This window comes from Staphylococcus sp. SM3655 (assembly GCF_016917315.1).
GTDB classification, from domain to species: Bacteria; Bacillota; Bacilli; order Staphylococcales; family Staphylococcaceae; genus Staphylococcus; species Staphylococcus aureus.
This window is the reverse complement of sequence record NZ_CP070305.1, coordinates 1,012,596-1,039,315: the sequence shown is the minus strand read 5'-3', so window position 1 is coordinate 1,039,315 and position 26,720 is coordinate 1,012,596. Positions and strand designations below refer to the sequence as shown.

Annotated in this window: 26 protein-coding genes and 1 pseudogene; 6 read left to right on the top strand and 21 right to left on the bottom strand. The window is 32.1% G+C overall.

Translation table 11 applies throughout. The features are described 5' to 3' along the window. Positions 1-11 precede the first annotated feature (11 nt). From JQN76_RS05035 to JQN76_RS04990, 10 genes and pseudogenes are all read right to left on the bottom strand, one after another. Entirely contained in the window at positions 12-761 is a 750-nt protein-coding gene (locus JQN76_RS05035) for an ABC transporter ATP-binding protein (RefSeq protein ID WP_000590512.1), read from the bottom strand. Then, positions 754-1,569, bottom strand: coding sequence for a staphylopine uptake ABC transporter ATP-binding protein CntD (gene cntD, locus JQN76_RS05030; protein ID WP_000173875.1), 816 nt, complete (start codon positions 1,567-1,569; stop codon positions 754-756). Before cntD ends, JQN76_RS05035 begins: the two co-directional genes overlap by 8 nt. Then, positions 1,566-2,435 carry a staphylopine uptake ABC transporter permease subunit CntC gene (gene cntC / locus JQN76_RS05025; protein ID WP_000584765.1) on the bottom strand — a complete coding sequence of 290 codons (870 nt, stop codon included), beginning with the start codon at positions 2,433-2,435 and terminating at the stop codon, positions 1,566-1,568. Before cntC ends, cntD begins: the two co-directional genes overlap by 4 nt. Further along, positions 2,432-3,367: a nickel/cobalt ABC transporter permease gene (gene opp1B, locus JQN76_RS05020; protein ID WP_000472235.1), complete on the bottom strand. Its 936-nt coding sequence runs from the start codon at positions 3,365-3,367 to the stop codon at positions 2,432-2,434. Before opp1B ends, cntC begins: the two co-directional genes overlap by 4 nt. 12 nt (positions 3,368-3,379) lie before the next feature. Continuing rightward, the gene (gene cntA, locus JQN76_RS05015; protein WP_001836952.1) at positions 3,380-4,978 is read right to left on the bottom strand and encodes a staphylopine-dependent metal ABC transporter substrate-binding lipoprotein CntA; all 1,599 of its coding nucleotides are present in this window, start codon (positions 4,976-4,978) and stop codon (positions 3,380-3,382) included. A 142-nt stretch (positions 4,979-5,120) separates the two neighbouring features. Then, the gene (gene cntM / locus JQN76_RS05010; RefSeq protein WP_000040588.1) at positions 5,121-6,422 is read right to left on the bottom strand and encodes a staphylopine dehydrogenase CntM; all 1,302 of its coding nucleotides are present in this window, start codon (positions 6,420-6,422) and stop codon (positions 5,121-5,123) included. After that, positions 6,415-7,233: a D-histidine (S)-2-aminobutanoyltransferase CntL gene (cntL, locus tag JQN76_RS05005; protein ID WP_001058838.1), complete on the bottom strand. Its 819-nt coding sequence runs from the start codon at positions 7,231-7,233 to the stop codon at positions 6,415-6,417. The genes cntM and cntL overlap by 8 nt, the downstream gene beginning before the upstream one ends. Before the next feature lie 10 nt (positions 7,234-7,243). Continuing rightward, on the bottom strand, positions 7,244-8,065 hold the full coding sequence (gene cntK / locus JQN76_RS05000; RefSeq protein WP_001081686.1) for a histidine racemase CntK: 822 nt from the start codon (positions 8,063-8,065) through the stop codon (positions 7,244-7,246). A gap of 755 nt (positions 8,066-8,820) precedes the next feature. Next, a pseudogene (locus tag JQN76_RS04995) lies at positions 8,821-9,186 on the bottom strand (hypothetical protein). A 262-nt stretch (positions 9,187-9,448) separates the two neighbouring features. Next, the gene (locus JQN76_RS04990) at positions 9,449-10,267 is read right to left on the bottom strand and encodes an SDR family oxidoreductase (RefSeq protein ID WP_000824941.1); all 819 of its coding nucleotides are present in this window, start codon (positions 10,265-10,267) and stop codon (positions 9,449-9,451) included. Between the two features lie 234 nt (positions 10,268-10,501). On the opposite strand from JQN76_RS04990, the gene JQN76_RS04985 reads away from it, so the two are divergent. Beyond that, the gene (locus tag JQN76_RS04985) at positions 10,502-12,040 is read left to right on the top strand and encodes an AbgT family transporter (protein ID WP_205397784.1); all 1,539 of its coding nucleotides are present in this window, start codon (positions 10,502-10,504) and stop codon (positions 12,038-12,040) included. Between the two features lie 111 nt (positions 12,041-12,151). On the opposite strand, the gene JQN76_RS04980 is transcribed toward JQN76_RS04985, so the two are convergent. The 3 genes from JQN76_RS04980 to JQN76_RS04970 form a co-directional block, all read right to left on the bottom strand. Then, on the bottom strand, positions 12,152-12,574 hold the full coding sequence (locus tag JQN76_RS04980; RefSeq protein WP_001146763.1) for a carboxymuconolactone decarboxylase family protein: 423 nt from the start codon (positions 12,572-12,574) through the stop codon (positions 12,152-12,154). A gap of 451 nt (positions 12,575-13,025) precedes the next feature. After that, positions 13,026-13,445 (bottom strand): DUF1433 domain-containing protein, encoded by a 420-nt coding sequence (locus tag JQN76_RS04975; RefSeq protein ID WP_001034764.1) that lies wholly within the window; start codon positions 13,443-13,445, stop codon positions 13,026-13,028. Between the two features lie 250 nt (positions 13,446-13,695). Further along, the gene (locus JQN76_RS04970) at positions 13,696-14,391 is read right to left on the bottom strand and encodes an SDR family oxidoreductase (protein WP_000217471.1); all 696 of its coding nucleotides are present in this window, start codon (positions 14,389-14,391) and stop codon (positions 13,696-13,698) included. A gap of 289 nt (positions 14,392-14,680) precedes the next feature. Between JQN76_RS04970 and JQN76_RS04965 the strand changes: the two genes are divergently transcribed. After that, on the top strand, positions 14,681-14,962 hold the full coding sequence (locus JQN76_RS04965; protein WP_000220938.1) for a single-stranded DNA-binding protein: 282 nt from the start codon (positions 14,681-14,683) through the stop codon (positions 14,960-14,962). Continuing rightward, positions 14,898-15,083 (top strand): hypothetical protein, encoded by a 186-nt coding sequence (locus JQN76_RS04960; protein WP_001791851.1) that lies wholly within the window; start codon positions 14,898-14,900, stop codon positions 15,081-15,083. Before JQN76_RS04965 ends, JQN76_RS04960 begins: the two co-directional genes overlap by 65 nt. 138 nt (positions 15,084-15,221) lie before the next feature. On the opposite strand, the gene JQN76_RS04955 is transcribed toward JQN76_RS04960, so the two are convergent. From JQN76_RS04955 to JQN76_RS04925, 6 genes are all read right to left on the bottom strand, one after another. Then, positions 15,222-15,413 (bottom strand): hypothetical protein, encoded by a 192-nt coding sequence (locus JQN76_RS04955; protein ID WP_001224379.1) that lies wholly within the window; start codon positions 15,411-15,413, stop codon positions 15,222-15,224. A gap of 560 nt (positions 15,414-15,973) precedes the next feature. Next, complete coding sequence (locus JQN76_RS04945; RefSeq protein ID WP_000581904.1) at positions 15,974-16,768, bottom strand: tandem-type lipoprotein; 795 nt, start codon at positions 16,766-16,768, stop codon at positions 15,974-15,976. Positions 16,769-17,010: 242 nt separating this feature from the next. After that, a complete protein-coding gene (locus tag JQN76_RS04940; protein ID WP_000581872.1) occupies positions 17,011-17,805 on the bottom strand; it encodes a tandem-type lipoprotein in 795 nt (264 codons plus the stop codon). A 111-nt stretch (positions 17,806-17,916) separates the two neighbouring features. Further along, positions 17,917-18,675 (bottom strand): tandem-type lipoprotein, encoded by a 759-nt coding sequence (locus JQN76_RS04935; protein WP_000581918.1) that lies wholly within the window; start codon positions 18,673-18,675, stop codon positions 17,917-17,919. A gap of 308 nt (positions 18,676-18,983) precedes the next feature. Then, positions 18,984-21,845 carry a DEAD/DEAH box helicase gene (locus JQN76_RS04930; RefSeq protein WP_000088720.1) on the bottom strand — a complete coding sequence of 954 codons (2,862 nt, stop codon included), beginning with the start codon at positions 21,843-21,845 and terminating at the stop codon, positions 18,984-18,986. A 1-nt stretch (position 21,846) separates the two neighbouring features. Beyond that, complete coding sequence (locus JQN76_RS04925; RefSeq protein ID WP_000755954.1) at positions 21,847-22,239, bottom strand: (deoxy)nucleoside triphosphate pyrophosphohydrolase; 393 nt, start codon at positions 22,237-22,239, stop codon at positions 21,847-21,849. A 131-nt stretch (positions 22,240-22,370) separates the two neighbouring features. On the opposite strand from JQN76_RS04925, the gene JQN76_RS04920 reads away from it, so the two are divergent. The 3 genes from JQN76_RS04920 (at position 22,371) to JQN76_RS04910 (ending at position 25,181) form a co-directional block, all read left to right on the top strand. After that, positions 22,371-24,179, top strand: a complete 1,809-nt coding sequence (locus JQN76_RS04920; protein ID WP_076079486.1) for a phospho-sugar mutase — start codon at positions 22,371-22,373, stop codon at positions 24,177-24,179. A gap of 283 nt (positions 24,180-24,462) precedes the next feature. Next, complete coding sequence (gene scrA / locus JQN76_RS04915) at positions 24,463-24,729, top strand: SaeRS system activator ScrA (RefSeq protein ID WP_000678764.1); 267 nt, start codon at positions 24,463-24,465, stop codon at positions 24,727-24,729. Positions 24,730-24,872: 143 nt separating this feature from the next. Next, positions 24,873-25,181, top strand: a complete 309-nt coding sequence (locus tag JQN76_RS04910; RefSeq protein ID WP_000217722.1) for a hypothetical protein — start codon at positions 24,873-24,875, stop codon at positions 25,179-25,181. A 107-nt stretch (positions 25,182-25,288) separates the two neighbouring features. Here JQN76_RS04910 and JQN76_RS04905 read toward each other — a convergent pair whose 3' ends face one another. Both JQN76_RS04905 and JQN76_RS04900 read right to left on the bottom strand, forming a co-directional pair. Further along, positions 25,289-25,492 carry a hypothetical protein gene (locus tag JQN76_RS04905; protein WP_072361956.1) on the bottom strand — a complete coding sequence of 68 codons (204 nt, stop codon included), beginning with the start codon at positions 25,490-25,492 and terminating at the stop codon, positions 25,289-25,291. Between the two features lie 10 nt (positions 25,493-25,502). After that, the gene (locus JQN76_RS04900) at positions 25,503-26,696 is read right to left on the bottom strand and encodes an MFS transporter (protein WP_000966098.1); all 1,194 of its coding nucleotides are present in this window, start codon (positions 26,694-26,696) and stop codon (positions 25,503-25,505) included. Between the last annotated feature and the right edge of the window lie 24 nt (positions 26,697-26,720).

Genomic DNA, 26,720 nt, shown 5'->3' with positions numbered 1-26,720 from the left:
TATCTCACTCCTTAGAATGATAGTTGTTTTTCTATTAATTCTCTTGTATAAGCATTGTCACTTTTATGCAATGCGCTTGTCGGAATTTGTTCTTCTATTTTTCCGTTTTTAAAAATAATTAATTGATCACATAAATACGTGGCAGCTTGAATATCATGTGTGATAAAAATATAACTCAACTGACGCGTTTCACGTAAATGAATCAATAAATCTAATATTTGTGTTTGAATTGACATGTCGAGTGAACTAATGGCTTCATCAAACAAAATATATTTAGGGTTAATACATATTGCACGCGCAATCGCAACACGCTGCGCTTCTCCACCTGATAACATATTAGGATATTTATCCATATATGCCTTAGATAGACCGACTTCTTCCAACAATGTAATTGCTTGGACTTCCATAACTTCTTTAGGTTGTCCATCACATTGACACATCACTTCAAATAAGATTTCTCTAACAGTCTGAAATGGGTGTAATGATGACGTATAATCTTGAAATACAGCACCAATTTGATGACGTCTGACTTTCTTCTTATGCATCGGTAGATCATTTAAGGTTACACAGCCTTTATCCGGTTTCTCAATACCTAATATCATACGACTCAACGTCGATTTACCGCTACCACTTTCTCCGATAATCGCAATCGTCGCACCGATTGGACACTCAAATGACACACCTTTCACGATAGGTGTTCGACGACGCTTAAAAACATGTGCGCTTTGATATGACTTTTCAACATCTTTAATTTTAATCATGTACATCACCCCTCATCACATGTTTAAAATGATCATTAATCTTCTTCTTCGTTGATAATAAATACTTCGTATAAACATGTTCTGGATGATGCAAGACTGATTCACGTGTCCCTTGTTCAATAAGTTGACCATTTTTCATCACAACAACACGGTCTGCAATCTTGTTAATAACCGTTAAATCATGTGAAATGAAAATCATCGCACAGTCAAAGTGTTTTTTAATATCTATAAATGCTTCCAGTACATCATATTGTGTAATTGTATCTAAAGCCGTTGTCGGCTCATCAGCAATGATTAACTTTGGTTTCAAAGCTAACGCTAAAGCAATCATCAATCGCTGTAACATTCCTCCTGATAACATGTAAGGGTATGATTTTAATATACGTTTAGGATCTTTCAAACTTAAATAATCCATATATTCAATCAATGTCTTTTCAATTTCTTGTGTAGACATTGACGTATGTACTTTCATAGTCTCAAACATTTGTTTACCGACAGTAGTTGATGGGTCAAAGGCACGACTACCTTGTTGCATGACCATCGCAATATCTTTACCACGGTATTTTTTCAATTGTGCTTCCGATAACGACAACATTGGCTTACCATCAAAGGTTATATCACCTGTTACGCGTAATCGTTCTGGATTTAAACCTACAATCGATTTGCATGTAATTGATTTACCGCTACCACTTTCTCCAATAACGCCTAAAGTTTCACCCTTAGTTAATGTAAAATTCACATCACTCACGAGTGGTTGATCTGTCCAAGTATCTGTAATCGTCAAATGCTTAACTGTTAACAATGTCATGATTGCACCACTCCTTTTTTCACAGAACGAAGTTTATCTTTAGAAGAGATGCGGGGATCAATGGCAATTTGTAAAGCATCGGATAAGAAGTTAAATGCCATCACTATAATCACTATGGCAATACCTGGCGCAAACATCATTTCAGGATGTGTAAACATCACTTTTCTAGCTTCGTTAAGCATCATGCCCCACTCTGCAGTAGGCGCTTTGACACCTAATCCTAAAAATGAAAAGCCAGATATTTGCAAGATCATTGAACACATCGAGCTACTAGAGATAATAGCAATATCTGCTAATGTTAACGGCATAATATGTTTGTGAATAATTTTCATATCATTCATACCGATTGTTTTAGCAAATCTTACATGGTCAGAAGCAGTGTACTGCATAACACTTGTACGTATAACACGACAGAACCATGCCCAACGCGTCAAAATAAATGCCATGATAATATTTTCGGCACCCATACCAAACAATGCAATTAATGCTAACGTTACAACATAACTTGGGAATGCCAACATAACATCACACGCACGCATGATTAAGGCGTCAACAAACCCTTGGAAATATCCTGATAAGAATCCTAAAATAGATCCAATAAGTACAGAAACAAATAGTGCAACAAAGACATATAACAAACTTGGTCTAATCGCATAAATTAACCTAGTTAAAATATCTCTACCTAAATGGTCCGTACCTAGTAAATGTTGAAAACTCATACCAGCAAATTTGTTTGCTGTATCGATATGGTTAGGATCATAAAATGTCACAAGTGGTGCTGCTAATCCTAAAAAGACATATAATACAATAATGCCTAAAGCAATCACTGCACCTTTATCTTGTAATAATCGTTTTAAAATTATCATCGTGCGCCCTCCCTTAGTCTTGGATTTAATAGCGCATTAATGATATCTGCTAATGTATTAAATACAATAAATAATACCGCTACAATTAATACATATGCTTGAATGACTGGAAAATCGTGTTCAAGTATTGCTTTTAAACTTAATTGACCTAGTCCAGGCCATGCAAAGATATACTCGATAACAACTAGTCCACCCATTATCATTGGTATAGACATACAAAAGATTGATACCGCAACTTGTAAAGCATTACGCAACACATGCAACATTAATGTGATAGATTTCACACCGCTTGCTCTTAAATAAAGTACATAATCTTCATTTAATTGTTCCACCATCGAACGTCTAACATTTCTAAAGTAAATACCAGCATAGGCAATCGTAATAACGATCACTGGCAATATGTAACTTTCTGGACCTGTTAATCCAGAAGTCGGCAATATGTTTAACTTCACTGAAACGTAAATAATAAGTATTGAAGCTATCCAATATGATGGTAATGCAGTTAGAAAGAAAGCCACTGAACGTATCGCACGATCAGTGAACTTTCCTCTTTTTAAAGCACTAACTACACCTAAAATAATTGATGTAATCATCACCATAACACTTGAAATTATTGTTAATTTCAATGTATTCATAAATGCTGGACCAATGCGTTCAGCAACAGGATCACCTGTAATGTAGCTTGTACCAAAATTAAATTGCATCGCTTCAAGTAACCAATTTTTATATTGAATTAATAATGGATCATTGAAACCGTACTTCTCATTCGTTTCTGCAATCAACTCTGGTGTTACATTTGGCGTTCCTTGTGCATGTAAAATTGTCACAGCTGGATTTTCATTTGTAATATACGTCAATAGAAATGTCATAAAACTTACTACAATCATCAATGGAAACATGAGCGCAATACGTTTTAAGATAAATTTGAACATCTAAACGCTCCTTTATTTATACTGCATTTCATTGAATGGTAATTCATACTGTGATTGTGTGAATGATACTTTTTCTAAATCTTTCGGCGCAACAATTGTCATACTACCGTGTGAAATAGGGATAAAGATACCTTCATCATCAACTTGTTTCAAAATGTTTTTATAAGCGTCTGAACGCTCTTTACCGTTTTGGATTTTAAATGCGTCATCAATGCTGTTGTATATTTTATCTTTATTCTCAATGCCTGATGTTGCACTTTCATAACCATTTTTCGCTTTAAATGCTGCAATAGTACTTTGTGGATCGTACAATAATCCCCAAGTTTGGTTGAACATTAAGTCATAATCACCAGAAGTACGACGTTCAGCAATTTTATCTGATGTTTCGCCATTGATGTTTAACTTAATACCCATTTTCTTAAATTCTGCTTGTAAGTATTCTGCTTGTTCTTTTTGACTTGAAGAACCTTTGTCATAGTACATTGCCATTTCAAGGTTTTTACCATCTTTTTGACGAACATCGCTGTCTTTACCTTTCTTCCAACCAGCTTCATCTAATAATGATTCTGCTTTTTTAAGGTCATACTTACGTGTTGGCATATCGAAATTAATGTCTGTTACATTTTTCGCAAATAATTGAGTTGCTGGTTTTTCTTGACCATCTAAAATTTCTTTGGCAATTTTATCTCTGTTTACCATATGACCAATCGCTTGTCTGACTGTTTTGTCACTGACAGCGTTATCTTTTTTACCAGAATTGACAACTAACATTTTCGTATTCATAGGTTGACTACGCTTAACTTGATAGTCACCTGTATCTTTCAATTGTTTTAAAGAGTCTTTGTCTAAGCTATCCGTACCTCTATCATCTGTGAAGGCAAAGTTCGTTTCACCTTTTTTCATTGATAGGAATGCTGTTTCACCAGCAGGCATTACTTTTGCTTGTACTTTGTTAAGTTTAGACTTTTCGCCCCAGTATTGATCATTTTTGTTAAAGTCTGCAGACTCATCTTTTTTGTGTTCACCTAATTTAAATGGACCAGTACCATCGAACTTTTTAACGCCATCTTTTGTTGTACCGTTTTTAAAGTCTTTTGGAGACACAAATACATATGGACGAGGCATCGCTAATTCAGCCAATGCAGGTTGATATGCTTCTTTCAAATTCAATTCAACCGTGTACTTATCTTTAACTTTAACATTGTCAATTAATGTTGAAATCTTTAACCAAGAATGCAATTTTTTATTTTGTTGAACCGCATCAATATTTTTCTTAACTGCGTCAGCATCAAATGGTGTACCATCATGGAATTTAACGTCATCTCTCAAATGGAATGTATATGTCTTCCCATCTTCAGACACATCCCATTTTTTAGCTAGTAAAGGCTTAATTCCATCTTTCGTGTTACGTACAAGCGGCTCGTATATCATACTTTCAGCAGACATCGATCCACCGTAAACATGCGGGTTCATATCCCCGATATCTTTAACCGTCGTATACGTTAATTGCTTGTTTTCTTTTTTCTCCTCTAAACCTTTATTACCGCCACAACCAGTTAAAATTAGCCCTGATGCAAGTAACATTGCACTCATTTTAGTTAGTTTTCTCATTTGCTTTTCCTCTTTCTAAATTGATAAGTTGCATTACTTAATCAAATCGTAATGATTATTTTTCTCAATTATTTGCTTATTTTTATGTAAATGTCAAACATAATTCAATAATTTTTTTCTATTATAAAACTTCAAACCCTTATTATGAAAGCGTTCTATTGATTTCCAAAAATTTTGTGACGAGTGCTTTATCTCCTTCAAATAGATTTGTATTAAATTGAGAAGATAGTTGTTGATCTTGGTGCATATCCTTGTACGCCTGGCAACTTGCTTCATAGCGAGTTAGGAACTGATCAATCATTGGCGTTTTGATACCTAGCATTTTCCCAATATGCTGAATCATCGCCGTTCTGTAATAATCCTCACTTGGCATTCTTGGAATTTGAACAACATCCTGTTCATTTTTATAGACTTGCTTAAATGGTACAGCTGAAAAATCAAAGTAATGTCCGTTTTCGTCTGGCTGTGAAAATGGATCAATGAGGATTGCGGTATATCTTACATAAAGCAGATATTCTTGTAAGATATCTGGCAAGATTTCGAAATGCTCAATATCACCTTCATCCAAAGTTTCAGGACGTACTGGATAATTTTCCTTCACCATAAATTGAAGCAGGTTGACTGACGGCACTCTAAATGCTTGTAAAATAGCCATCATTTCCTTCCACATTAAACGCATTTCACGGATTAGTGTCATCGTTATCGGTCCTTCAGGAAATAACTTATACACATAAACCGGTACATCCGTTCCTTCGAAAATGGCTTTCAATGAAAAGTCATTCATAAATAGTGGTGGGTGCACATAAAGCGAACTGTTTCGCGTTTCAGCATGCAGTGGCGATTCAACGACTTCTAATTGAATCTTCAATTGCTCAGCTAAAGCAGAGATTCGTTGACACATTGTTGAGTTTGAATGTGTCGATCCCATGTACAATTTCTTTTTTACACCTGTTGTCAACACATGATTAGGTGCTTCTTTATCAACAATACGTGTATCGCCAAGATAAGTTGAAAATGAAATCACTTCGATATCCTGACTGAACTTAGACATAAATTGTTCCACAATCATTTGCGATCCAAATGTCGGTGAAATTAAAATGACATGTTTGACACTTTGCAAAGTTTCTAACGACAATTGCTGTAGTGTGTCATAATAAGCATCTGCTGTGCATGCCATGACAACCGTTTCGTATTCACCCTTAACGTTTTTAACATCTTTATACAAACGATTAATTTCAAACTTACCTTCCAGATGTTGATGCGCCTCGTTTTGTATTTTGACTTCAAATTGTTTCTCTTTTTTATACGCTTGATATAAGCGTTTTGATTTTTCTGATGTTGAGGCACGTCCAACCATATCAATCTCATAATCTGATTTTAAATAGCAAATATTCGCTAATTGGATTGCGACCGGACCAGTGCCTATCATTAATAATTTAGACATCCGTAATACCTACCTTTATAGCTGCTTTTTTATAAAGTGCTATATCAAAAATTTGCTGTGATCTCATATGTTTATTCACACATTGCCACTTATCTTCCGCTGTTTCTTGTGACGGATAATTAAATATTGCTTTGATGCCATCACCAAAGCGCATTGCAACTACGACATTTTCATTTGTTAAATCATATAATTCTTCTAAAATGCTGTACTTTAAAGGAATTGTCGAGCTGAATATGATATGCGTCACATCTTTGATATCTTTAAGTTCAGATACCTTTTGATCCGTAATTGTTATATCTTCATTTGGTGCTAAGACGTTAACGATTCTGCGCCCTAGGTCAACGGCTTGTGGATCAATATCAATACCGATTACTGAAGCACCTGTTTCTTTTGCTACTTGAATTAACGTCATTGGATATGCACCTGAACCAACTAACAATAATTTGTCATTGCTAGTGATACTACATTGTCCAAACTCTTCATCAATACAATGTTCTATATTGTCAAAGTAACCTGTGGTAGACGCCTGTCCGTCTAATAGACGTCTCGCTCTAATGACTTCCACTTGTTTAACACACTGCGCTGTAATATATTGCAGTGATTTTATTAATTGTGCTTTTTCTTCAACGTCACGCCAAGCATTAAATTGTTGTTCATAAATAGGATTTAAAATAAATTCACTATAGTCATCCATCAATGTTTCTAATGCTTCGATATATTGATCGTCTTGTAATACACGCTCGTAATGCGCTTCAAACTTTTCTATATATTGTTGTAATATCAATTTGATTTCATTATTAAAGTTATTCATTGTAGGCTCCTTATTCTATATATGCTTTTCCTGTAGCTACAGTTGTAACCTGTCCTTTAATTGAAGTTTGATATCCCAATTGATGACATCGCTTTGATGTCACTAAAATACTGCCCCCTGGCTGATGTACTGTAAAATCTTTGCATGCGTCATTACGTTGATAATTATTAAAAACCCCAATTGATGCTGTACCAGAACCACAGCTATTTTCCCAAATTAAACTTTGGATTTCTGGTATATAGATTAATGGCTGTAAAAATTGACGTTGTTCATCAAAAAGCATCATACCTACTGTTTTATATTTGTGATTCCATTGATGCTTACGCACATACGTTTCAACCAAATGTTGAATTTCTGTTGTTACTTGTTTAACTGGAATCACATAATGTACATATGTTTCATAAATAATTTCTATTGCTTTCCATGAATGATTACCCATATTAATTGTTGTTGGCACAACACGATGGGCTTGTGGCATTTGAACTTCATAGTATTGGCAATCATGAATTGCGCATTGCACTAAATCCGAACAGCCAGACACCTTCACCTTAAACTGTTGGTCTTTAAGCAAATGACTTTCTTGCAAATGATGTATATATGACATCGTCGCATTACCGCAAAATTCATTACCGCTCATAACTAGATGGAAATCATTGCCATCATCATTTTGTGTTGATTCTATAAAGCCTACCTGTTCACAACATACATGTGTTGCGGCCATCAACTGATTGGCGATAGATGCATATTCACTAGCATCATGTTTTGAATGAACAAGTATCGTCATATTCCCCGAAGGATTATACTTAGAAAATTCTATAACCTGCCGATTCATACGACACTCCTTTAGATGTATTTTTAGAGCCTCTGTAATTTTAATTACTAGAGGCTCTTATGCAGTTGTTGCGAAGCAAGCAACTGTATTCCTCTAGCTCTTTTACTTTAAGTGATTTTTTAGAAGATGAACCTAATAGTTTCCCATCTATTAGGTAAGTCATGCTAACCCGCAAAGTGGAAAGCATGACTTAGTAATCGGTTGTTGCATCAACATGCAACCGTAAACCTTATTTAAAGTTGCTTCTTGTGGCTCTACAAGTGAATGCAGTTGTCCGTTAACTTCATTCACTTAGGTGCTTTTACTGTTTTCACCTCAACTAAAACTTCAAAAAAGTTGCAGAAAACAAATCGTAACTATTACGATTTGATTATATACTATATTAGTTGAGAATCATTGTCAATAAAGGTTGTAAATGAAAGCACATTTATATTTTGATAATCCTTCCATAAACTTCGTATTCTCAGCACATTCAAGTCTTTTTGAAAATTTTTATCAATAATTGAGTAGAAGTTCCGTTCTAGTCAGTTCAAAATTTTACGTAAGTTGTCTCTGCGTATTGCTTTAGTGAGAATAACCCACACTTGTGGAAACGTCCTTTTGTTAATCTACAATGGATACCCTTGTCTTTCGCTAACATTTCCTATTACCAATCCTGTAACGGATTTTCATCGTCAAGTTGTTGCCCATACAATACGCACCAAAAAAAGCTTTGTACAATTTCGTACAAAGCTTTAAAAATTTAAATAAAAATATCATTGTTTTAATGAACTAGCCATATCAGATTTTATTTCGTTTGCTAATACTTGTAATTCAGGGAAGTAATTATTAGCAAAGCCAATTATTATTTTATTTTTTACAAACGTGTTAATCTCTCAATCTTCTGGAATCGTATTTTCTATTAAATTCAAAAGCTCACTATGACTTATGTTCTCTATACTTACTGTATTTAAATATTTTAAAATCACAAGATACAATTCATCAAATACTTCATGTTCAAAATCAAAGTCCAATAATAATAAACTAACGGAATTAGTTTCTAACTGATTATCTCCAATTTTATCTGCAATCTCTCTTATAGCTTGATATAGCAATCTAAAACTTTCTTTTTCTTTTAACATAAAATTCTCCTTAATTTATTAGAATAGACAAAATACAGCTTATTTTAAAGATACTCCAAAAGTTTGAACTCGAGATTCTGATAAATTAGATGCACGACCTACAATACGTTAAAACAAGCTTTAAGCAATACACTTCAAATGAACAATATGTGATTTTCAAAGATTAATTAATCTCCGCTTTAAATGTCTTTCATTGCGACAATATGCATACATTGCCTACTTCATGCCAAATTCTTTTCCACTGGATATCGATTTTAAATAATTATTCCAATGTCCGCTTCCACGAATCATCACTTAACATCTCGCCAGGCCATGTGTAAGCCATCACACCACCATCAATTCGAATCGTCTCTCCAGTTATGAATGAACTGTCGTCAGATGCTAAGAAGACTACTAATTTAGCAACTTCTTCTGGTTTACCTAAACGTCCCAGCGGAGTCATCCATTTTTGATTTTCTCTAAATGTTTTACCTGCATCATCCTCACTCGTACCTGTCAGTTTATCTACTAACGGGGTTTCAATTGTACCTGGTGCAATTGCATTGGATCGAATGCCATCACGACCATACTCAATTGCGATTGATTTTGTAAAATTAATCACTGCGCCTTTCGCAGCATTATATCCTGAGCGATACAAATCTGCTGCCTGTCCTGAAAATGAAGATGTGTTAACAATAGAGCCACCTTTAGTCATCATTAAAGGTAACATCATTTTCGTCATCAAAAATGTTCCACGCATATCTACATTCATAATCTTGTCGTATACATCTGTTGGATACTCATGAATTCTACCAGCCGCATTATCCACACCGGCATTATTAAATAATACATCAACATGCCCAATCTGTTCTCTAATTTCTGATGCAAAATTGTCAATTTGTTGTTCATCTGAAATATCCACATTATACGCCTTCGCATTGTCACCATTACTTTTAATTTTATCGACAGTCTCCGATACCGCTTCAGCTATGTCTACCGCCAATACATACGCACCTTCTTGAGCTAAAGCGATTGCAGAAGCTTGTCCGATACCTGTACTTGCTCCTGTTACGACTGCAACTTTATTTTCCAAACGTTTCATTCAGTCACTCCTATACAACATATCTTAAACTTACAGTCCTTATTTTCCACTGTTCAATGCTTCATAAACCTAATAGATAAGTCTCCAGGCAGTCTTAGCTACTCTCTGCTATACAATTTCTATTGAATAACTCAAAATATTTAACAATATTAGTCTTTTCATTTTCTGAAAATTGTTACTTTTGAGAGTATTTTTTGTTACACTTTAAATATTTAACAAAGGGGGGAATCATTGATGACATCAAAACATCAACAAAAGGGGTCTATCGTCAATCGTTTCTTGAATAGTGTTGAAAAAATTGGAAATAAATTGCCAGATCCTAGCGTCTTATTCTTTTTAATGTGTGTGGGCTTAGCCATTATGACGTGGGTTATCTCATTATTTAATGTATCAGTTAAGCATCCAGGTACGCATCAAACCATTTATATTAAAAATATAATTAGCCATGATGGATTTACGATGATAATGAATGATACGATTAAAAATTTCTCAGAGTTCCCAGCATTAGGCTTAGTACTAGCAGTGATGATTGGTATTGGTGTTGCAGAGAAAACAGGATACTTCGACAAGTTAATGATTTCTGTTGTGAATCGCGCACCACGTTTCTTAATTTTACCGACTATTATATTAATTGGTATTTTAGGTAGTACAGCCGGCGATGCTGCTACAATTATCTTGCCGCCGCTCGCAGCAATGCTTTTTATTAAAATTGGCTATCACCCTATCGCTGGACTAACGATGGCATATGCTTCCGCTGTAGGTGGCTTTGCCGCAAATATAGTTGTTGGTATGCAAGATGCTTTGGTCTATTCATTTACAGAACCGGCAACACGTATCGTTTCAGATTCTATTAAAACAAACGTTGCTATGAACTGGTACTTTATCGCAGCGAGTGTCGTTGTATTACTTCCTACGATATTGCTAGTTACAACTAAGCTCATTATTCCTAGATTAGGAAAATATGATGACAGTTTAATGCATGATGACCATGAAGAAACATCTTCACATATTACTGACAAAGAAGCACATGCTTTAAAATGGGCAAATATCAGTTTCATAGTCACAATTATTTTATTAATTATTACAGCTATTCCTGAACATAGTTTTTTAAGAAATGCTAAAACAGGCAGCTTACTAGACGATGCGCCATTAATTAATGGTGTCGGATTAATTATTCTTGTCGTATTTTTAGTACCTGGATTAGTTTATGGGATTTTAAGCAAAGAAATTAAAAATACAAAAGACTTAGGTAAAATGTTCGGCGATGCTGTAGGATCAATGGGAACATTTATCGTTATTGTGTTTTTTGCAGCACAGCTACTTGCGTATTTAAAGTGGAGTAATTTAGGAATTATCGCTGCTGTTAAAGGTGCCAAATTATTAGAACATCAAAACGGTATTGTATTGATACTAGGTATTATTGTACTGAGTGCAATGGTCAACATGTTAATCGGAAGCGCATCGGCTAAATGGGGTATTTTAGGACCGATATTCGTACCAATGTTAATCCTTATCGGCTTTCATCCCGCATTCACACAAGTCATTTACCATGTAGGAGATTCAATTACCAATCCAATTACACCGATGATGCCGTACTTACCTTTATTATTAACTTATGCACAAAAATACGATAAACGCATGAAACTCGGAGCCTTACTTTCTAGTTTAATGCCGTATTCAATCGCACTAAGTATTGTGTGGACAGTATTTGTCATTATTTGGTTCCTATTAGGTATCCCTGTTGGACCAGGTGGACCGATATTCGTTAAATAACAGTATTCAAAGGGATAAATTAAAATGTCACTATACAAGATTTGACCTGTATAGTGGCATGATTTGTTATGATATAGCGTTCGAGATGAAACTCTGCATTTATATGAACAATTATAGTCTATCACTAATAATATTTAATCTGTTCCAACCGTTAATTTGGTTTACAACAAAGACAAGATCAATAATTTGTTCTTCATCATAAAATGATTTTAGCCGGTCAATAATTTCAAACTTCTTAAAGTCTTTGATTGAATTTAACATTTCTGCAAATTCAAGCGTCACTTTTTCTTGATCAGTAAATAAATCTAAATGTCTAAAACTCAAGACTTCATCAATTTTCATTTGTGTTACACCCAATTCCTTTAATTCTTTTTTATGGATATCAACACAATAATGACAACCGTTAATTTTTGAAATTAATAACTTAATCAATGCACTAAGTTCATCATTAACGGGTGATTGATGAATAAACTTTTCACCTTGGCTCATTACAGACATTAACTCTCCATTTTGTTTCTTGTAATTATAAGGCATTTGCAATCTCTCCTTTACATTGTTTAATACCAATCCAGTGATACTACACTTCGAACAATATTGGATAGAATTTGAAATTCTGTATAACATCTTGTCAATCTATGCTTTAGTTAAAACATTTAGCGCTTATATTTAAAAAATATATAAATTATGAAAACAGATTGAAAGGATATTATACCTTGCTCTACCCTTTTTTATAAAAAATCACACACATTTGAGAAAATTTGATAATGTCAATAAACCACGTCATCGACATTGTTATTAGGTATATATTGTTCTTATAATGGCCAAACTATTATTCCATTTACATTAATGGGATTCACTTGTGTTAATGTACTGTAAAAAACTGGGGAAGTATTGGTGATGATGAAGTGATTTATATTAATTGCGAAACACCTTCGATAGCAATGACATAGATTATTGGAAGATTAAATCAAAAATAAAGAAGACCCTAGTGGCCTTCTTTTTTGTCTAATTCTTCTTTGATTTTTTCTGGTGATTTTAATTCCTGTGCTGGTTTTAGTAATTCACTTAATTTTTCACTTTCTATCATATCTCCACCAAATTGATAATTATGTTCTGGAGACCCATATGCAACAAAATCAGCTTTTTTGTTTTCATTGATGTATCCTTCAATTACGGCATCGCCCATAGGACTTGTTTCCAATTTTGTGAAATGTACTGTTTTGATGGTATTGGGTTCTTTGCTATTATGCTTGAGATAAAGTGTAATGCGCTCTTGTTGTCCTTTGTAATAAATTTCTTTTTGTTTTTCTTTTTCGTCATATTTCATTTTTAAATAAATGACGGATGCAACTATACATATACATAATATGACACCAATAATTACAAAAACATGTTTTTTGTTCATTAAAGTAACTCCTAAAATGTGGTGGAAAATGAAAAAATTTTTGTAATCTATAATTATGAACATTACAGATTATAAACCATAACACTAACATCGCCCCATTCATTAACTCGATTGTTAAAATCACCAGTTAGTGAAAATTGTGCAAGGAATAATTGCCTATCATGCTTTTATATCATTATTGCCTTACTAATATTAACAAAACCGATAGCTATTACATTAAATGTCTATCTCCCACACCTCAAACACATTTTTATACAGGACGCACTGTAATTTCATTCACGTTAACGTGACTCGGTTGTGTTAATGCATATAATACTGCTTCTGCAATATCTTGTGGTTCAAGTTTTTTACGATCTGTTGGATTGTATGCGGCAGTTATTGCTGTATCTACCATTCCTGGAGAAATGCTTGTTACTTTAACACCTGTCTTTGCCAACTCTTTTTCTAATCCTTGAGTAATAGTGTGAACTGCTGCTTTCGTCGCACTATAAATCGTACTGCTTTTCGTTACTTCAAAGCCAGAAATAGATGCAATGTTAATAAGATGACCACTTGATTGTTCTAACATAGTTGGTAATGCAGCCTGTGTCGTGTATAAAGTGCCTTTGATATTCACATCAATCATACTATCCCACTCATCTACTTGATAATCAGTAATCTTAGACGACAACATTTGCCCCGCACTATTGATGACAATATCCAAACCACCGAATGTTTGTTGTGCAATTTTTATCAATTCATCGACTTCTTCTTTTTTCGTTACATCTGTTGGCACTACCTTCACACTATCTTGAGCTAATTGATTCGCCACATTCTGCAGTTTATCTTTATTTCTACCGGCTAAGATGACTTTCACACCCTCTTCATGTAGTAATGTTGCAATTGCTTCTCCAATACCACTGCCTGCACCTGTAACTACTGCTACTTTATCTGTTAATACTGTCATAATGATCGACTCCTTTGATTCTTTTTATTTTTTCAGGGTAAATCATAAATACATATTACTTTTAAAAAGCGTATCACAATTCATATGCTGGTTATACTAACTCGATTTATTTCCGCTGATAAAGTACATTTTTAAGTTATTCGAAATATACAAATGATCGTTGCTTATATTTTTTATTTTTAAAAATGTTGAAAAATCGTCACTTCTTTATTGTAAAAACATTATATTAGTACTAAAGTTAATACTGTGATTTATCATTCGATTGAATGATTAGAGGGAGGAATAAAACATGACATATCATGAGCGTGTTTTAGCATTAAGAGCAGAAAGTAAAAGAACCGCATTTGATTTTCGATTCGAAGATTTATTTAGCAAAGAAGAATGGCTAAGTATGTCGCTTGCAGAAAGACAAAAAGCTGAAAAAGCATTTCGACACGAAGTTAAAAATATGGACGATGTAAGAATGCCCTTCTCAAGTGTCCATGACGCCCAAGTAAAATTATATAATGTTGTATATTCTTATAACGGCATTAAACGTAATTTTAAACAAGTTGAAAATGAAGGATTCTAATATCATTTCGTTTATATATAGCAGACATGATAGAATTTTATATGTAAATCTTGTAGGTAATCGTTTTAAAAATAATATAAGCATGACTAAAGCCACATCCAATATAGGACGTGGCTTTTAGTATCGTTCCAGATTTGTGGGGAGTTAGGGTTTACTTAATTAAAGGGGTCTGCCCTCAATTGCTCACCAACGAGGGCAAGTTACATCAATCACACTTCAATTGCCGCCGACTAGGGATAGTAATCATTGGCAATAAGAACTAGTTAGTGACTAACGATTTACGTTCCATAGCAAAGTGATACAAACGCTCAGCATCAATGTAAGGCATAGAATCAATAGTTAGGTAACCATCTTTGATGTCTCCAATTAATCCTTGATTTACACCAGTGTTCACGTAAATATCATAGCTACTTACGTCTGAGAAAATAAGCGCTTCAATCTCTTTTCTCATAATCATCACTCCAATGTTTATATATTATTTATATAAACTCTCTCGTCTCTCTCTATTTATTAACTTCTTACAAGTCTAATATTACATGAATTTCCAAATAAATAAAGAGGTTTGTGATGAATTTCACAAATTTATCACTATTTTGGAAAATTAAGAAATATTTAATTATATAAAAGTTTAATAAGTAAGAAAATATGATAAAATGTAGATGTTCTTTAGACATTAAAAGCTTCTAACATGATACGGAATATGAGGTTCCTGTATCACATTAGAAGCTTTTTTGTTGTAGTGATTATATTGATAATGGCATGAATGAACACAAGCTGTCTTAGTTTCAGGAATCGGCTAGAATATTAAACTTCCGTTCTTTGAATATTTTTTAATTTCTTACTAATATCATCCAGTTCATTCTTCGCCTTTTTAACCCAATCTCCTTGAGCTACATTATCAAATTCACCTTTAAATTTTTTGAAATGGCTACCTATATTTCACAGCTCACTTTAGATATCGAACTTGTTTCTTCAGAGTTACTTGTTATATTACCAGGTTTTATTTGATATTCAGTTTGACTCATAACTTGTATCCTCACTTGGAGTATATTGTACAGAATCTGTAAAATAAATGTTTTCTTCTTTATTTTCTACAAAGGTAAATTCTAGATTTTTTGACCCTACAGATGAGCCTTTTAAATCACCATCACCTTTTATTAATAATTTCGGAGCTTTGTTGGTTGGAATATTATATCTTTTTCGAAGTTGCTTCACATTGTAGTCATCGTTTTTCAATTGATATTTTGCGGAATAACTTGGAACATTAGGATTATATGAAATGTCCCCATCTTTATAATCATTAATATCTTTAAAGTCACCGTATTGTACAAAAAACTTAAAGTCTTCAATTTCTTTTCTTAATTTATCATCAGCTATCGGTTTGGTTGGAATGATTCTATTATGTTCCATTTTCACTGGATATTTTGTATCTTTACTATGTGAATACCCTTTACTATCCTCGGTTATTTCTCTAACAACAAAATTACCTTTCGTTGTTCTAGTATTACGATTTATATAGAGCACCATTCCTCTAGATTCCATATTGCTATTATTTGTCTCAATAATCATTTTAGAGTGAATTATCCAAGTGCCTTTGTCACCCTTTTCAAACTCTTCATCTCGAAAACCTTCCTTATCATAAAAGTCTTCAATATTTTTGGTTGGATACAAGCTCAACGTTTTGTTGAAGTTTTCTTTAATTTGTTTATCTTTACTACTTTCTTCTTTTTTCATTCCGCAAGCGCCTATAAAAACAGATAGTATTATCAGGCATAGACACAATTTTAACCTTTTTGAATGAATCATCATTTCTCCACCTTATATTTTTAATACTGACTCAATCTTTAATTTATACAAATAAAACGAAAAATTGTTTTGAACAAATGAATTTAATTGTAAATATTTTGTATTTCAAATCTTCTTATCAGAATTATAAAACAATTAAATCAAAAGATAAAGTTGGTATGATTTACAATTAATTCCAGGAATTATCTTTTACCTAATTAGAGCATTATGAAAATTTAACTCCAAACTTCAATTAACCCTATTCAGTTTGACTCATAACTTGTATCCTCACTTGGAGTAAATTCAACCGAATCTGTAAAATAGATGTTTTCCTCTTTATTTCTTACAAAGTTAAATTCTAAGTCTTTAGAGCCTATGGATGAACCTTTTAAATCGCCATCACCTTTCAACAATAGTTCTGGTACTTGTTTCGTTGGTATATCATATCTTTTTCTTAATTGTTGGACATTATAATCATCATTACTTAATTGATATTTTGCCGAATAACTTGGTACGTTTGGATTGTATGAAATATCCCCATCTTTATCATCTTTAAAATCTTTAAAGTTGCCATATTGTACAAAAAACTTGAAGTTTTCAATTTCTTTTTTTAACTTCTCGTCTTTTATAGGTTTTGTTGGGATAATTTGATTATGTTCCATTTTGACTGGATATTTTTTATCTTTATCATGGACGTATCCCTTTTTATCTTTAGTTATCTCACCTACTAAAAAATATCCCTTAGTTGTTCTAGTGTTACGATTGATGTAAAGTACCATCTCTCTGGATTTTAAAGCTCCTCCCTTTAATTGAATATTCATTTCAGAGCTGATTATCCAAGTACCTTTGTCTCCTTTGCCAAATTCTTGATCTCGAAAGCCTTCCTTATCGTAAAAATCATCGAGATTTTTGGTTGGATATAATTTTAATGTTTGATTAAATGTGTCTTTAATTTGGGCGCTTCGACTATTTATTTTTGTCATAATGATACAACCTCCAATCAATATAATGAGTAATACCAAACATATACCGAGCGTTAATTTTTTTGAATGAATCATCATTTCTCCACCTTATATTTTTAATACTCACTCAATCTTTAATTTATACATCTAAAGCGAAAAATCATTTTGAACACTTTATGGAATTTTCATTCCAATCTTCTATTAACACTATTCAGTAGGTTTGAAATTAATACTATCCGTAAAATAGATGTTTTCTTCTTTACTTGTTACAAAAGAAAATTCTAAATTTTTGTGTCCTATAGATGATCCTTTTAAATCACCATCGCCTTTTATTAATAATTTAGGTGCTTTCTTAGTTGGTATATCATACCTCTTTCTAAGTTGCTTAACATTGTAGTCATTGTTACTCAATTGATACTCGGCCGAATAACTAGGTACATTGGGATTATATGATATGTCACCATCTTTATAATCATTAATATCTTTAAAGTCACCGTATTGTACAAAAAACTTAAAGTTTTCGATTTCTTTTCTCAATTTATCATCAGCTATCGGTTTGGTTGGGATAATTCGATTATGTTTCATTTTCACTGGATATTTTGTATCTTTACTTTGTGCATACCCTTTACTATCTTCCCACAATTCTCTAACAATAAAATTACCTTTCGTTGTTCTAGTATTACGATTTATATAGAGCACCATACTTCTAGATTCCATTTTTTTATCCTTCAGCTCAACTACCATCTCAGAATCAACAATCCAAGTCCCTTTATCTCCTTTTTCAAACTCTTGATCTCGAAAGCCTTCCTTATCATAAAAGTCTTCAAGATTTTTAGTTGGATACAGGCTCAATGTTTTATTGAAACTTTCTTTGATTTGTTTCTCTTCTTTCATACCACACGCGCTAATAAAAACAGCTAATAATACTAAATATAAACAGAGTATCAGCTTTCTTGAGTGAATCATTATTTCACATCCCCATTATTTATTTTTGATGCAAAATTAAGTTCAAATTCCAATATTAATATTACTAGAGGGAATTTTATGATTGAAACATCGTAGACTTTAATTGTTAGTTGTATTTTTTCACATATCAACATCACAAATTATTTAAAAAGCGCAAATATCTTTATAATTTTTATTGGCCTAACCAACTAATTAATTAAGATAAATTGCGCTTATATTTAAAATAATAACACTGAAACTTCAATGTCTTTACTTATTACAATTGATGTTTAAATACATCTTTACTAACATTCATTTTTCGGTTTACATTAATTTGTTATATAGCGATATATATCATCTCTTACAGCTTTATCGAGTGCTAAATCCATCGTTACTACGTTTGAACCATTCGGCATTTTATCTTGCTTCTCTGAACCTTCTATATATCCAGCAGTTCCTAAATAATAAAAATATATACCATCATCATCTTTTTTCTGTACAAAAATATACATTTTAATTCCTTTTGCTCTATGGGACAAAATTTTCTGAACTTCTTTTGATTTTAGCGTTCTATTAGATTTAGTAAACCATTTTAATTCATCTTGACTTAAAAATTCATCTTCATATTTTGTGCTATCACTTATATCCTCATGCTTATCATAAGTGATAAATATTGGCATTTCTTGGCTTCTTATCATGTATCCCATGATTACAGACGAACCATTTTTATTCCAATTAAATATTTTGCTAAAATCTTCTCTTGAATATTTATTATATAAAATCAGTCCATTTTTACCTTTTTGGTATTTTTCATTGTTATACTTTGATAATTCAATAAGATCTTCTAAAAATATTTTAAATGTTTGATTACTTAGAGCATTAGTAAATGCATCGCTTAGTCTTATCATTCTTTCATTACATTCTATAATGGGACTTCCATAGATTTTTTCAATTCCTGCGTTGTAAAATGAAAAATCTAAAATTCTTAATGAAGTATCTATATCATCTTCTGTTATATCCTTAACTTCGTTCAACATTTTATTTTTTAATTCATCATATGTTAATTCATTTTTTAAAAGTTCTTCTAAAACTAAACTATCGATTCTTTTCAATCCAGGTGCTATTTGTCTTGAAAAGAAAACCAGATTTTTAGATTCATTTTCCGTCAATAAAGCATCTATTTTTTTATACCTTACTAAAAACTCGTAATAATTACTAAATTTAGAAAATATAACGCTTGGATCTATAGAATGTTGTTGTATAAAGTCCATTAGTAACGGCATGTGTCCCAATCTATTTTCAACTTCTTCATAAGCTTTTAATATTAATTTATTTTGATTCAATGATACTGCATCCAATGAATTGTAAATCTGTTTTTTAGCAACTTCTTCAAAATTAATTGTAGATACTCCATTAATCGAATCGTTATTCGTTAAAAACTTCTTATAATTATCTTTATTTTGCGATTGATCCCCAGAAAGCGCAATCGGAATTAAATAATTTGTCTTATAATTACCAATAAAATCAATTACTGTAACATACTCTTTATTTGAACTTTTTCTTAATCCTCTACCAAGTTGCTGAATGAATATAATACTAGACTCTGTTGGTCTCAACATTACAACTTGATTGACTTCTGGAATATCAATACCTTCGTTAAAAAGATCTACAGTTATAATATAGTTAATCTTACCTTCTTTTAATTTTTCTATTACAATTTGGCGATAATTAACACTATCATCTCCTGTTAAAGCAACACTTTTAATCCCTTTTGAACTTAGTTTATCCGCTAAATCATAAGCTTCTTTTTTGCTACTTACAAAAATCAATCCTTGTAAAATTTCACCTGAATATCCATAGTAATCTGTCTTTTGAATAATATAATTAACTCTTTCATCAGAAGTTAAATATCTCAGTTTAGTTACATCATCTTCTTTAATACCTTGATGTACATAATCAGTCACACCAAAATAATGAAATGGACATAAAATATCACTTTCTAATGCTGCTTGTAACCTTATTTCATATGCAATATTATAATCAAACAGTTCAAATATACTTAATTCATCTGATCTTTCTGGTGTAGCAGTCATTCCCAGCATGAACTTAGGTTTGAAGTAGTTAAATACTCGTTGATAAGTAGATGCAGCAGAACGATGTGCTTCATCAAAAACAATATAATCAAATTCATTTTCATCAAATTGCTTAAAATTATCATCTCTAGATAATGTTTGAATGGTTGCAAATAAATATTTGGCATCGACATCTCTATGTTTTCCTGTCAACAATCCAAAATCACTATCATTTTTTATAGGTAATACTTTTTTAAATTCTTCCTTAGCTCTATTTAAAATCCCCTCATTATGAACAATAAATAAAAATTTATTAGGGTTTACTTCTCTAACATCTAATGCACATAAAATCGTTTTACCTGTACCAGTTGCAGATATTATTAACGCCTTATCTTTGGCTTTATCCCTAATAGCTTTTAATGACCTTAATGCTTCTGCTTGCATTAAATTGGGTACAATTTCCACTGATTTTTTCACCTTATCAGCTAGCAGCATTTGAGTTTGTTCAACCTCCGCTAATTTTTCTAAGGAACGGTACTCAAATGATTCTTTATATGAATTAATCCATTGCTCAGTCAGTGGGGTACTCTTTTGCCATAACAAGTCAAATTCACTTTTTACACTATCAACTAAATCGCCATTTTTCATAGTAGACAGTAAAACATTATGCTCATAATTAACCTTTAACGCATTAGATGTTAAATTAGAGCTTCCTATTACCATAGAACTATAATCCTTATGCTCAAAAATATATCCTTTGGCATGGAATCCAGCAATATCAGTTAATCTTACCTCTACATTTTTTAATTTAAGTAATTCTCCATACATTTTAGGACTATTAAACCCTAAGTAATTAGATGTTAATATTTTCCCTTTAACACCCTTATTGCTTAAATCTAATAGTTGAGCCTTTAAGCTGGCTAAACCGCTTTCTGTTATAAAAGCCACAGAAAAATAAAACGTTTCACATTTTTGAAGTTCATCTATAATTGTTGAAAGAACTTTTTCATTTTTATTATTTACTAAAAGCTTCGGTGTATAATTCCCTTTATGAGAAATATGTTTGTCTATAAACCCTTTATGTAAAGATTGATTGAAATCATTTAGTAATCTACTCATATTATCCCTCAGTCATAATTTTATTAACGGCTGGTATATCCGCTGGGGCCCAATTTAATTTATCAAGTTCGTTTATTGACAACCATTCAATACTCTTATGTTCAGTTAGAGTTGGTAACTCTTTGTTTAAAGTACATTTGTATGTTGTTAACCTAACAATTCCAAAATCATATTCATGTTCTGTAGTTATAACTTTGTCTCCAACAATTAAATCACATTTCATTTCTTCTCTAATTTCTCTAATCAAAGCGTCTTTTTCAGTTTCATTCTTTTCAACCTTACCGCCAGGAAATTCCCACATTAAAGGCAGACTCATTTTTTCACTTCTCTGTGCACAAAGAATTTTGTTATCAGAAAAAATAATAGCTCCTACTACATTGATTACTTTTTTCATAAGACTCACCCTTCAATTTAAAATCATCTTAATTGTTATTCTATCAAAAATTACAAAACTATATATAAATCAATATTAAAAATTAATATTTTACAATTTCCTGCATGATATATCACTCTTACATCTACTCCATGCATTTTCATACACAAGTATTATATAATACTTGTGAAAAGTATTGTCTTGGGGCTGTGTTTTTTTACTTTTGGGGCGTATTTCTTTATAATTCATTACATAAATGTAAGGGCTTTAGTTTTCATGTTTTATTAAGTCTAACTGAGATTTTGAAAGGATGTTTAGCAACAATGGATAAAGAATTATGGATAGAACGAGCTAATGATAGTTTAGTTAAACATTTTTATGAGCAGCAATCTGACATTGAACAGCGAGAAGGTTTTGAAAGTAAATTAACGTTTGGTACTGCGGGTATACGCGGAAAATTCGGTCTTGGTGAAGGTCGACTTAATAAGTTTACTATTGAAAAATTGGCATTAGGTTTAGCGCGTTATTTAAATGCCCAAACAAACAATCCAACAATAGTCATTCATTATGATATTAGACATCTTTCAACTGAATTCGCCCAAATTATTGCTAATGTATTAGCAAACAATCAAATAACAGTTTATTTACCTGATACATATAAAACGACACCGGAATTATCGTTCGCGGTGCGCAGTCTTAATACTACTGCTGGCATTATGATTACAGCAAGTCATAATCCGAAAGACTATAACGGCATTAAAGTATATGGTTCTGATGGCGCGCAACTATCGACTGATGCATCTGAGCTTGCAAGTCGTTATATCGAAGAAGTTGGCGATCCATTACAGATTGATATACCTATTTCAAAACAAAATACATCTTATATCAAGCCATTTCCGAAATCTATAACTGATGACTATATGAAACACATTCAAAATATGATTGGCTATATTCCTAAATCTGATTTACAAGTTGTGTTCACTAGTTTGCATGGTACAAGTGTTCCGATTGTACCTGAATTATTAAAATCTTTGAATTTCAATCAATTTAATCTTGTAGAAGCACAATGTAAACCTGATCCGAATTTCAGCTCAGTTCAAAGTGCTAATCCTGAAGATCATCGCGCTTTTGATCAAGCAGTCGAACTTGCAAATAAAAGTCATGCAAACTTATTAATATCAACTGACCCTGATGCGGATCGACTTGGTATTGCTGAACGTGATGCACATGGTCATATCACGTATTTTAATGGCAACCAAATTGGTGCGCTGTTACTTAATTATCGTATTCAACAAACGTCTCAATTACGTCACCGCTTAATGATTCAATCTATTGTAAGTAGTGAGTTAACAAAGTCATTAGCACGCTATAATAATGTTAAATACAAAGAGGTACTGACGGGCTTTAAATTTATTGCTCAGGAAATAAGACAACTGGATGATCATCAAAATATGATTTTCGCATTTGAAGAGAGTTACGGTTTTCTATCAGAGCCTTTTGTACGTGATAAAGATGCCGTACAAATTGTGCCACTCATTATAAAATACGCTTCTGAGTTAAAATTATATGGCAAAACATTGAAAGATGAATTAAAACAGATTTATCAAACTGTTGGTAGACATGAGGATACATTATTCTCGCATACGCTAGAAGGATTAGAAGGGAAAAAGAAAATTAATGCAATAATGACCAAATTCCGTTCAAATCCACCGCAAGAGATTCAAGGACTGAAAGTGAAAGCAATTGAAGATTATTTAACTAGCGAGGTTTATCATTTGGATAAAGACACAACGTCGCAGATTAATTCTCCTAAATCAAATGTTATTCGTGTCTTATTTGACGAAGGATTTATCGCTTTACGTCCTTCTGGTACTGAACCTAAAATTAAATTATATGTGTCGTTAAAATGTCCGAATTTTGATGATGTAGCTCAAAAAATTAATGCGATGATTTTTAGCTAATTAAAAATTTTATACACCGAAATATTACATTTCATTTTATGCTTATCAGCCCTTTTGAAACTAGAATCCTTATGTTTTCGCGTTTTGAAGGGGTTAATTTGTAATAATTTTTCAAAAGTATATTAGAAAATTAATTTTCATGTATTTTTCATATTAAGCGGTAATAATATAATAATTAATACCGCGACCTATTTAATTGTTTTCGCGATGAAAAAGGTTTAGAATTACAAAAATAACTATTTTAAATTTAGTTACAAATATATTTTAGAAAGGATGTGAAATAATGAAAGGCTCTAAACAAATACTTTTGATTATGGGCATTATATCTCTTATTGTTTTATTTATTTTTACACTATTCATCATGGCGCAATATGCAAAACATTATGAACAAAAATCCGACAGTTCCAACGCACATACTTTAAATTCATCATCAGCCATAATTGAGCAACATACTATGTCGAATTTAGCGTCTCTAGATTTATACGCTCCTGTTCGTAACATTACTTCTAGTCGTGATATTCATCCCATTTATTTCATGACAAAAGATTAAAACTTCCTTTTTCATAACCCCATTCATTCAACTAATAAATTAAAAAATGATAAAAACGTACTGTTTTTTAGAAACATACATATATAAGAAACGCATCCATTACTAAAAGACAGTACATTATATTCTATCGGGAAGGTGCAACAATGACCGTCAACATCGTAGTTTCTATCGTGTTCTGTATCAGTATGGTTATATTAGGCATTTATGTCGCAATAACTAAAGATTTCACACTAATTTCTTATATAAATCAAACGGCCATTGCAGATAAACACAAGAACCAAATTGCATATATATTTGCGCTATGTATCAGTTTGAGTGCAGTATTTTTAATGTCTTCAATTCTATGCTTTGAATATGATTTTATTGTATTGGCATTCTTATTTTTAACTATAGCATTATTACTTATCGCATTATTCTATGTGTGCTTTTATAAAATTACAAAATATCCATAAATGTTTGTGATAGTGTGTTGGTTAGATTTAATGGTGCGCTTTCAGCAAGCAATTGTTTGCGAAAAAAATACAACCTTGTACGAATACAAAGTTGCATTAATATAGAATCATTTATGCTTTTTAATATCACAAAATAAATTGATTAAACTAGCTAAAACAGTCAAAATTGGAATCAAGATTACATAAATATCATGACCTCTAGATATTAGTATACATAATATAATTAGCGACCCTATTATAATTGCTAAATTATAAGCCAAACTAATTTTATATTTCATTTCAATTCCCACCTTAATAGCATTGATTAAAATTCTATTATGTTTACATAGACTTCTTAAAAAACTTTAACCCCGATAAGCTAAGCATTGAAATAATTGCACCTCCTGATATAAATATATTACTTAAGCTTAGTAAAGGTATAATTAAACTTATCAGTCCTAAAGATAATGTATCCGCTGCGTAATTCGATGTAGATGAGATACTAAATACTTTCCCCATCAAATGATTTGGCGTTTTTATTTGAATGGCAACTGATCTTGTTAGTCCCTCTATAGATTGTCCAAGTCCCACTAATGTTGCACCTATATACAATATCGCCACACTTGGAAACACATTAATAATCGATAAACCAATTCCCCAAACTAAAACACCAATACTAAATTTAAAGATTAATCGTTTTTCTGACAGCAAACCCATAATCAATGACATTAGTAAAGACGCAATACCTAAACATGATGTAGCTAGTCCATATACACCAACGCCCTCTTTTAATATATTGGAAATAAACAATGGTAATGCAACACGCCAAAGGCCAGTATTAATCAATATGCAGGCAAATTGAATGATAATGATAAATGGAATTTCTTTAGATTGTTTCAAGAATTCCCAAGTTTCAGAAAAATCTTCTTTTGAGTGTCTATCAATCATGTTGTTATTTGTATATTTTAAAAGTGCATTAAAAATAAATCCTAAAAATAGCAATATACTGCAAATAAAAAAGACGCCAACATTACCAACTAGTATTACAATGACACCAATTAAAGCAGGTAAAATAATATTTGAGCCTCTTTGCAAACTATCGATTAACGCATTACTTGTTGCTAAATGCTCCTCATCAATAATTTCAGGAAGAATTGCCCTAAACGCAGGATCCGTATAGCAGTTAATAATGGTGATAGCTGTAGATATGGTTAGAAGCGTCAGATAATTTAAATTTGATGTTATTGCAAGTAAAGGAATAATTATAATAATCAAACTTAGTATAAGATCAGATAGATAAAGTATTTTCTTTTTATTATGTTTATCAGAATATGCGCCACCGAAAATACCAAATATAATAAATGGTAGTGTTTGACTCATAACCATCATTGATAATTTTAAAGATGATTGGTTTGTCAATTCAACAGTAAACCAAATTATTTGTAGCGAAAACAGCACAAAGCAACTCCGACGTAAGAAATTACCAATCAATAAATATGTAAAGTTTCTATTTTTCAAAACTTCTAAATACAACATATTTATCACCTCTCATAAAAATAA

Excerpts from the sequence above, each read along its gene's own strand:
- JQN76_RS05035 (WP_000590512.1), bottom strand. The coding sequence starts at position 761 with ATGATTAAAATTAAAGATGTTGAAAAGTCATATCAAAGCGCACATGTT.
- cntD (WP_000173875.1), bottom strand. The coding sequence starts at position 1,569 with ATGACATTGTTAACAGTTAAGCATTTGACGATTACAGATACTTGGACA.
- cntC (WP_000584765.1), bottom strand. The coding sequence starts at position 2,435 with ATGATAATTTTAAAACGATTATTACAAGATAAAGGTGCAGTGATTGCT.
- opp1B (WP_000472235.1), bottom strand. The coding sequence starts at position 3,367 with ATGTTCAAATTTATCTTAAAACGTATTGCGCTCATGTTTCCATTGATG.
- cntA (WP_001836952.1), bottom strand. The coding sequence starts at position 4,978 with ATGAGAAAACTAACTAAAATGAGTGCAATGTTACTTGCATCAGGGCTA.
- cntM (WP_000040588.1), bottom strand. The coding sequence starts at position 6,422 with ATGTCTAAATTATTAATGATAGGCACTGGTCCGGTCGCAATCCAATTA.
- cntL (WP_001058838.1), bottom strand. The coding sequence starts at position 7,233 with ATGAATAACTTTAATAATGAAATCAAATTGATATTACAACAATATATA.
- cntK (WP_001081686.1), bottom strand. The coding sequence starts at position 8,065 with ATGAATCGGCAGGTTATAGAATTTTCTAAGTATAATCCTTCGGGGAAT.
- JQN76_RS04990 (WP_000824941.1), bottom strand. The coding sequence starts at position 10,267 with ATGAAACGTTTGGAAAATAAAGTTGCAGTCGTAACAGGAGCAAGTACA.
- JQN76_RS04985 (WP_205397784.1), top strand. The coding sequence starts at position 10,502 with ATGACATCAAAACATCAACAAAAGGGGTCTATCGTCAATCGTTTCTTG.
- JQN76_RS04980 (WP_001146763.1), bottom strand. The coding sequence starts at position 12,574 with ATGCCTTATAATTACAAGAAACAAAATGGAGAGTTAATGTCTGTAATG.
- JQN76_RS04975 (WP_001034764.1), bottom strand. The coding sequence starts at position 13,445 with ATGAACAAAAAACATGTTTTTGTAATTATTGGTGTCATATTATGTATA.
- JQN76_RS04970 (WP_000217471.1), bottom strand. The coding sequence starts at position 14,391 with ATGACAGTATTAACAGATAAAGTAGCAGTAGTTACAGGTGCAGGCAGT.
- JQN76_RS04965 (WP_000220938.1), top strand. The coding sequence starts at position 14,681 with ATGACATATCATGAGCGTGTTTTAGCATTAAGAGCAGAAAGTAAAAGA.
- JQN76_RS04960 (WP_001791851.1), top strand. The coding sequence starts at position 14,898 with ATGTTGTATATTCTTATAACGGCATTAAACGTAATTTTAAACAAGTTG.
- JQN76_RS04955 (WP_001224379.1), bottom strand. The coding sequence starts at position 15,413 with ATGAGAAAAGAGATTGAAGCGCTTATTTTCTCAGACGTAAGTAGCTAT.
- JQN76_RS04945 (WP_000581904.1), bottom strand. The coding sequence starts at position 16,768 with ATGATTCATTCAAAAAGGTTAAAATTGTGTCTATGCCTGATAATACTA.
- JQN76_RS04940 (WP_000581872.1), bottom strand. The coding sequence starts at position 17,805 with ATGATTCATTCAAAAAAATTAACGCTCGGTATATGTTTGGTATTACTC.
- JQN76_RS04935 (WP_000581918.1), bottom strand. The coding sequence starts at position 18,675 with ATGATTCACTCAAGAAAGCTGATACTCTGTTTATATTTAGTATTATTA.
- JQN76_RS04930 (WP_000088720.1), bottom strand. The coding sequence starts at position 21,845 with ATGAGTAGATTACTAAATGATTTCAATCAATCTTTACATAAAGGGTTT.
- JQN76_RS04925 (WP_000755954.1), bottom strand. The coding sequence starts at position 22,239 with ATGAAAAAAGTAATCAATGTAGTAGGAGCTATTATTTTTTCTGATAAC.
- JQN76_RS04920 (WP_076079486.1), top strand. The coding sequence starts at position 22,371 with ATGCATTTTCATACACAAGTATTATATAATACTTGTGAAAAGTATTGT.
- scrA (WP_000678764.1), top strand. The coding sequence starts at position 24,463 with ATGAAAGGCTCTAAACAAATACTTTTGATTATGGGCATTATATCTCTT.
- JQN76_RS04910 (WP_000217722.1), top strand. The coding sequence starts at position 24,873 with ATGACCGTCAACATCGTAGTTTCTATCGTGTTCTGTATCAGTATGGTT.
- JQN76_RS04900 (WP_000966098.1), bottom strand. The coding sequence starts at position 26,696 with ATGTTGTATTTAGAAGTTTTGAAAAATAGAAACTTTACATATTTATTG.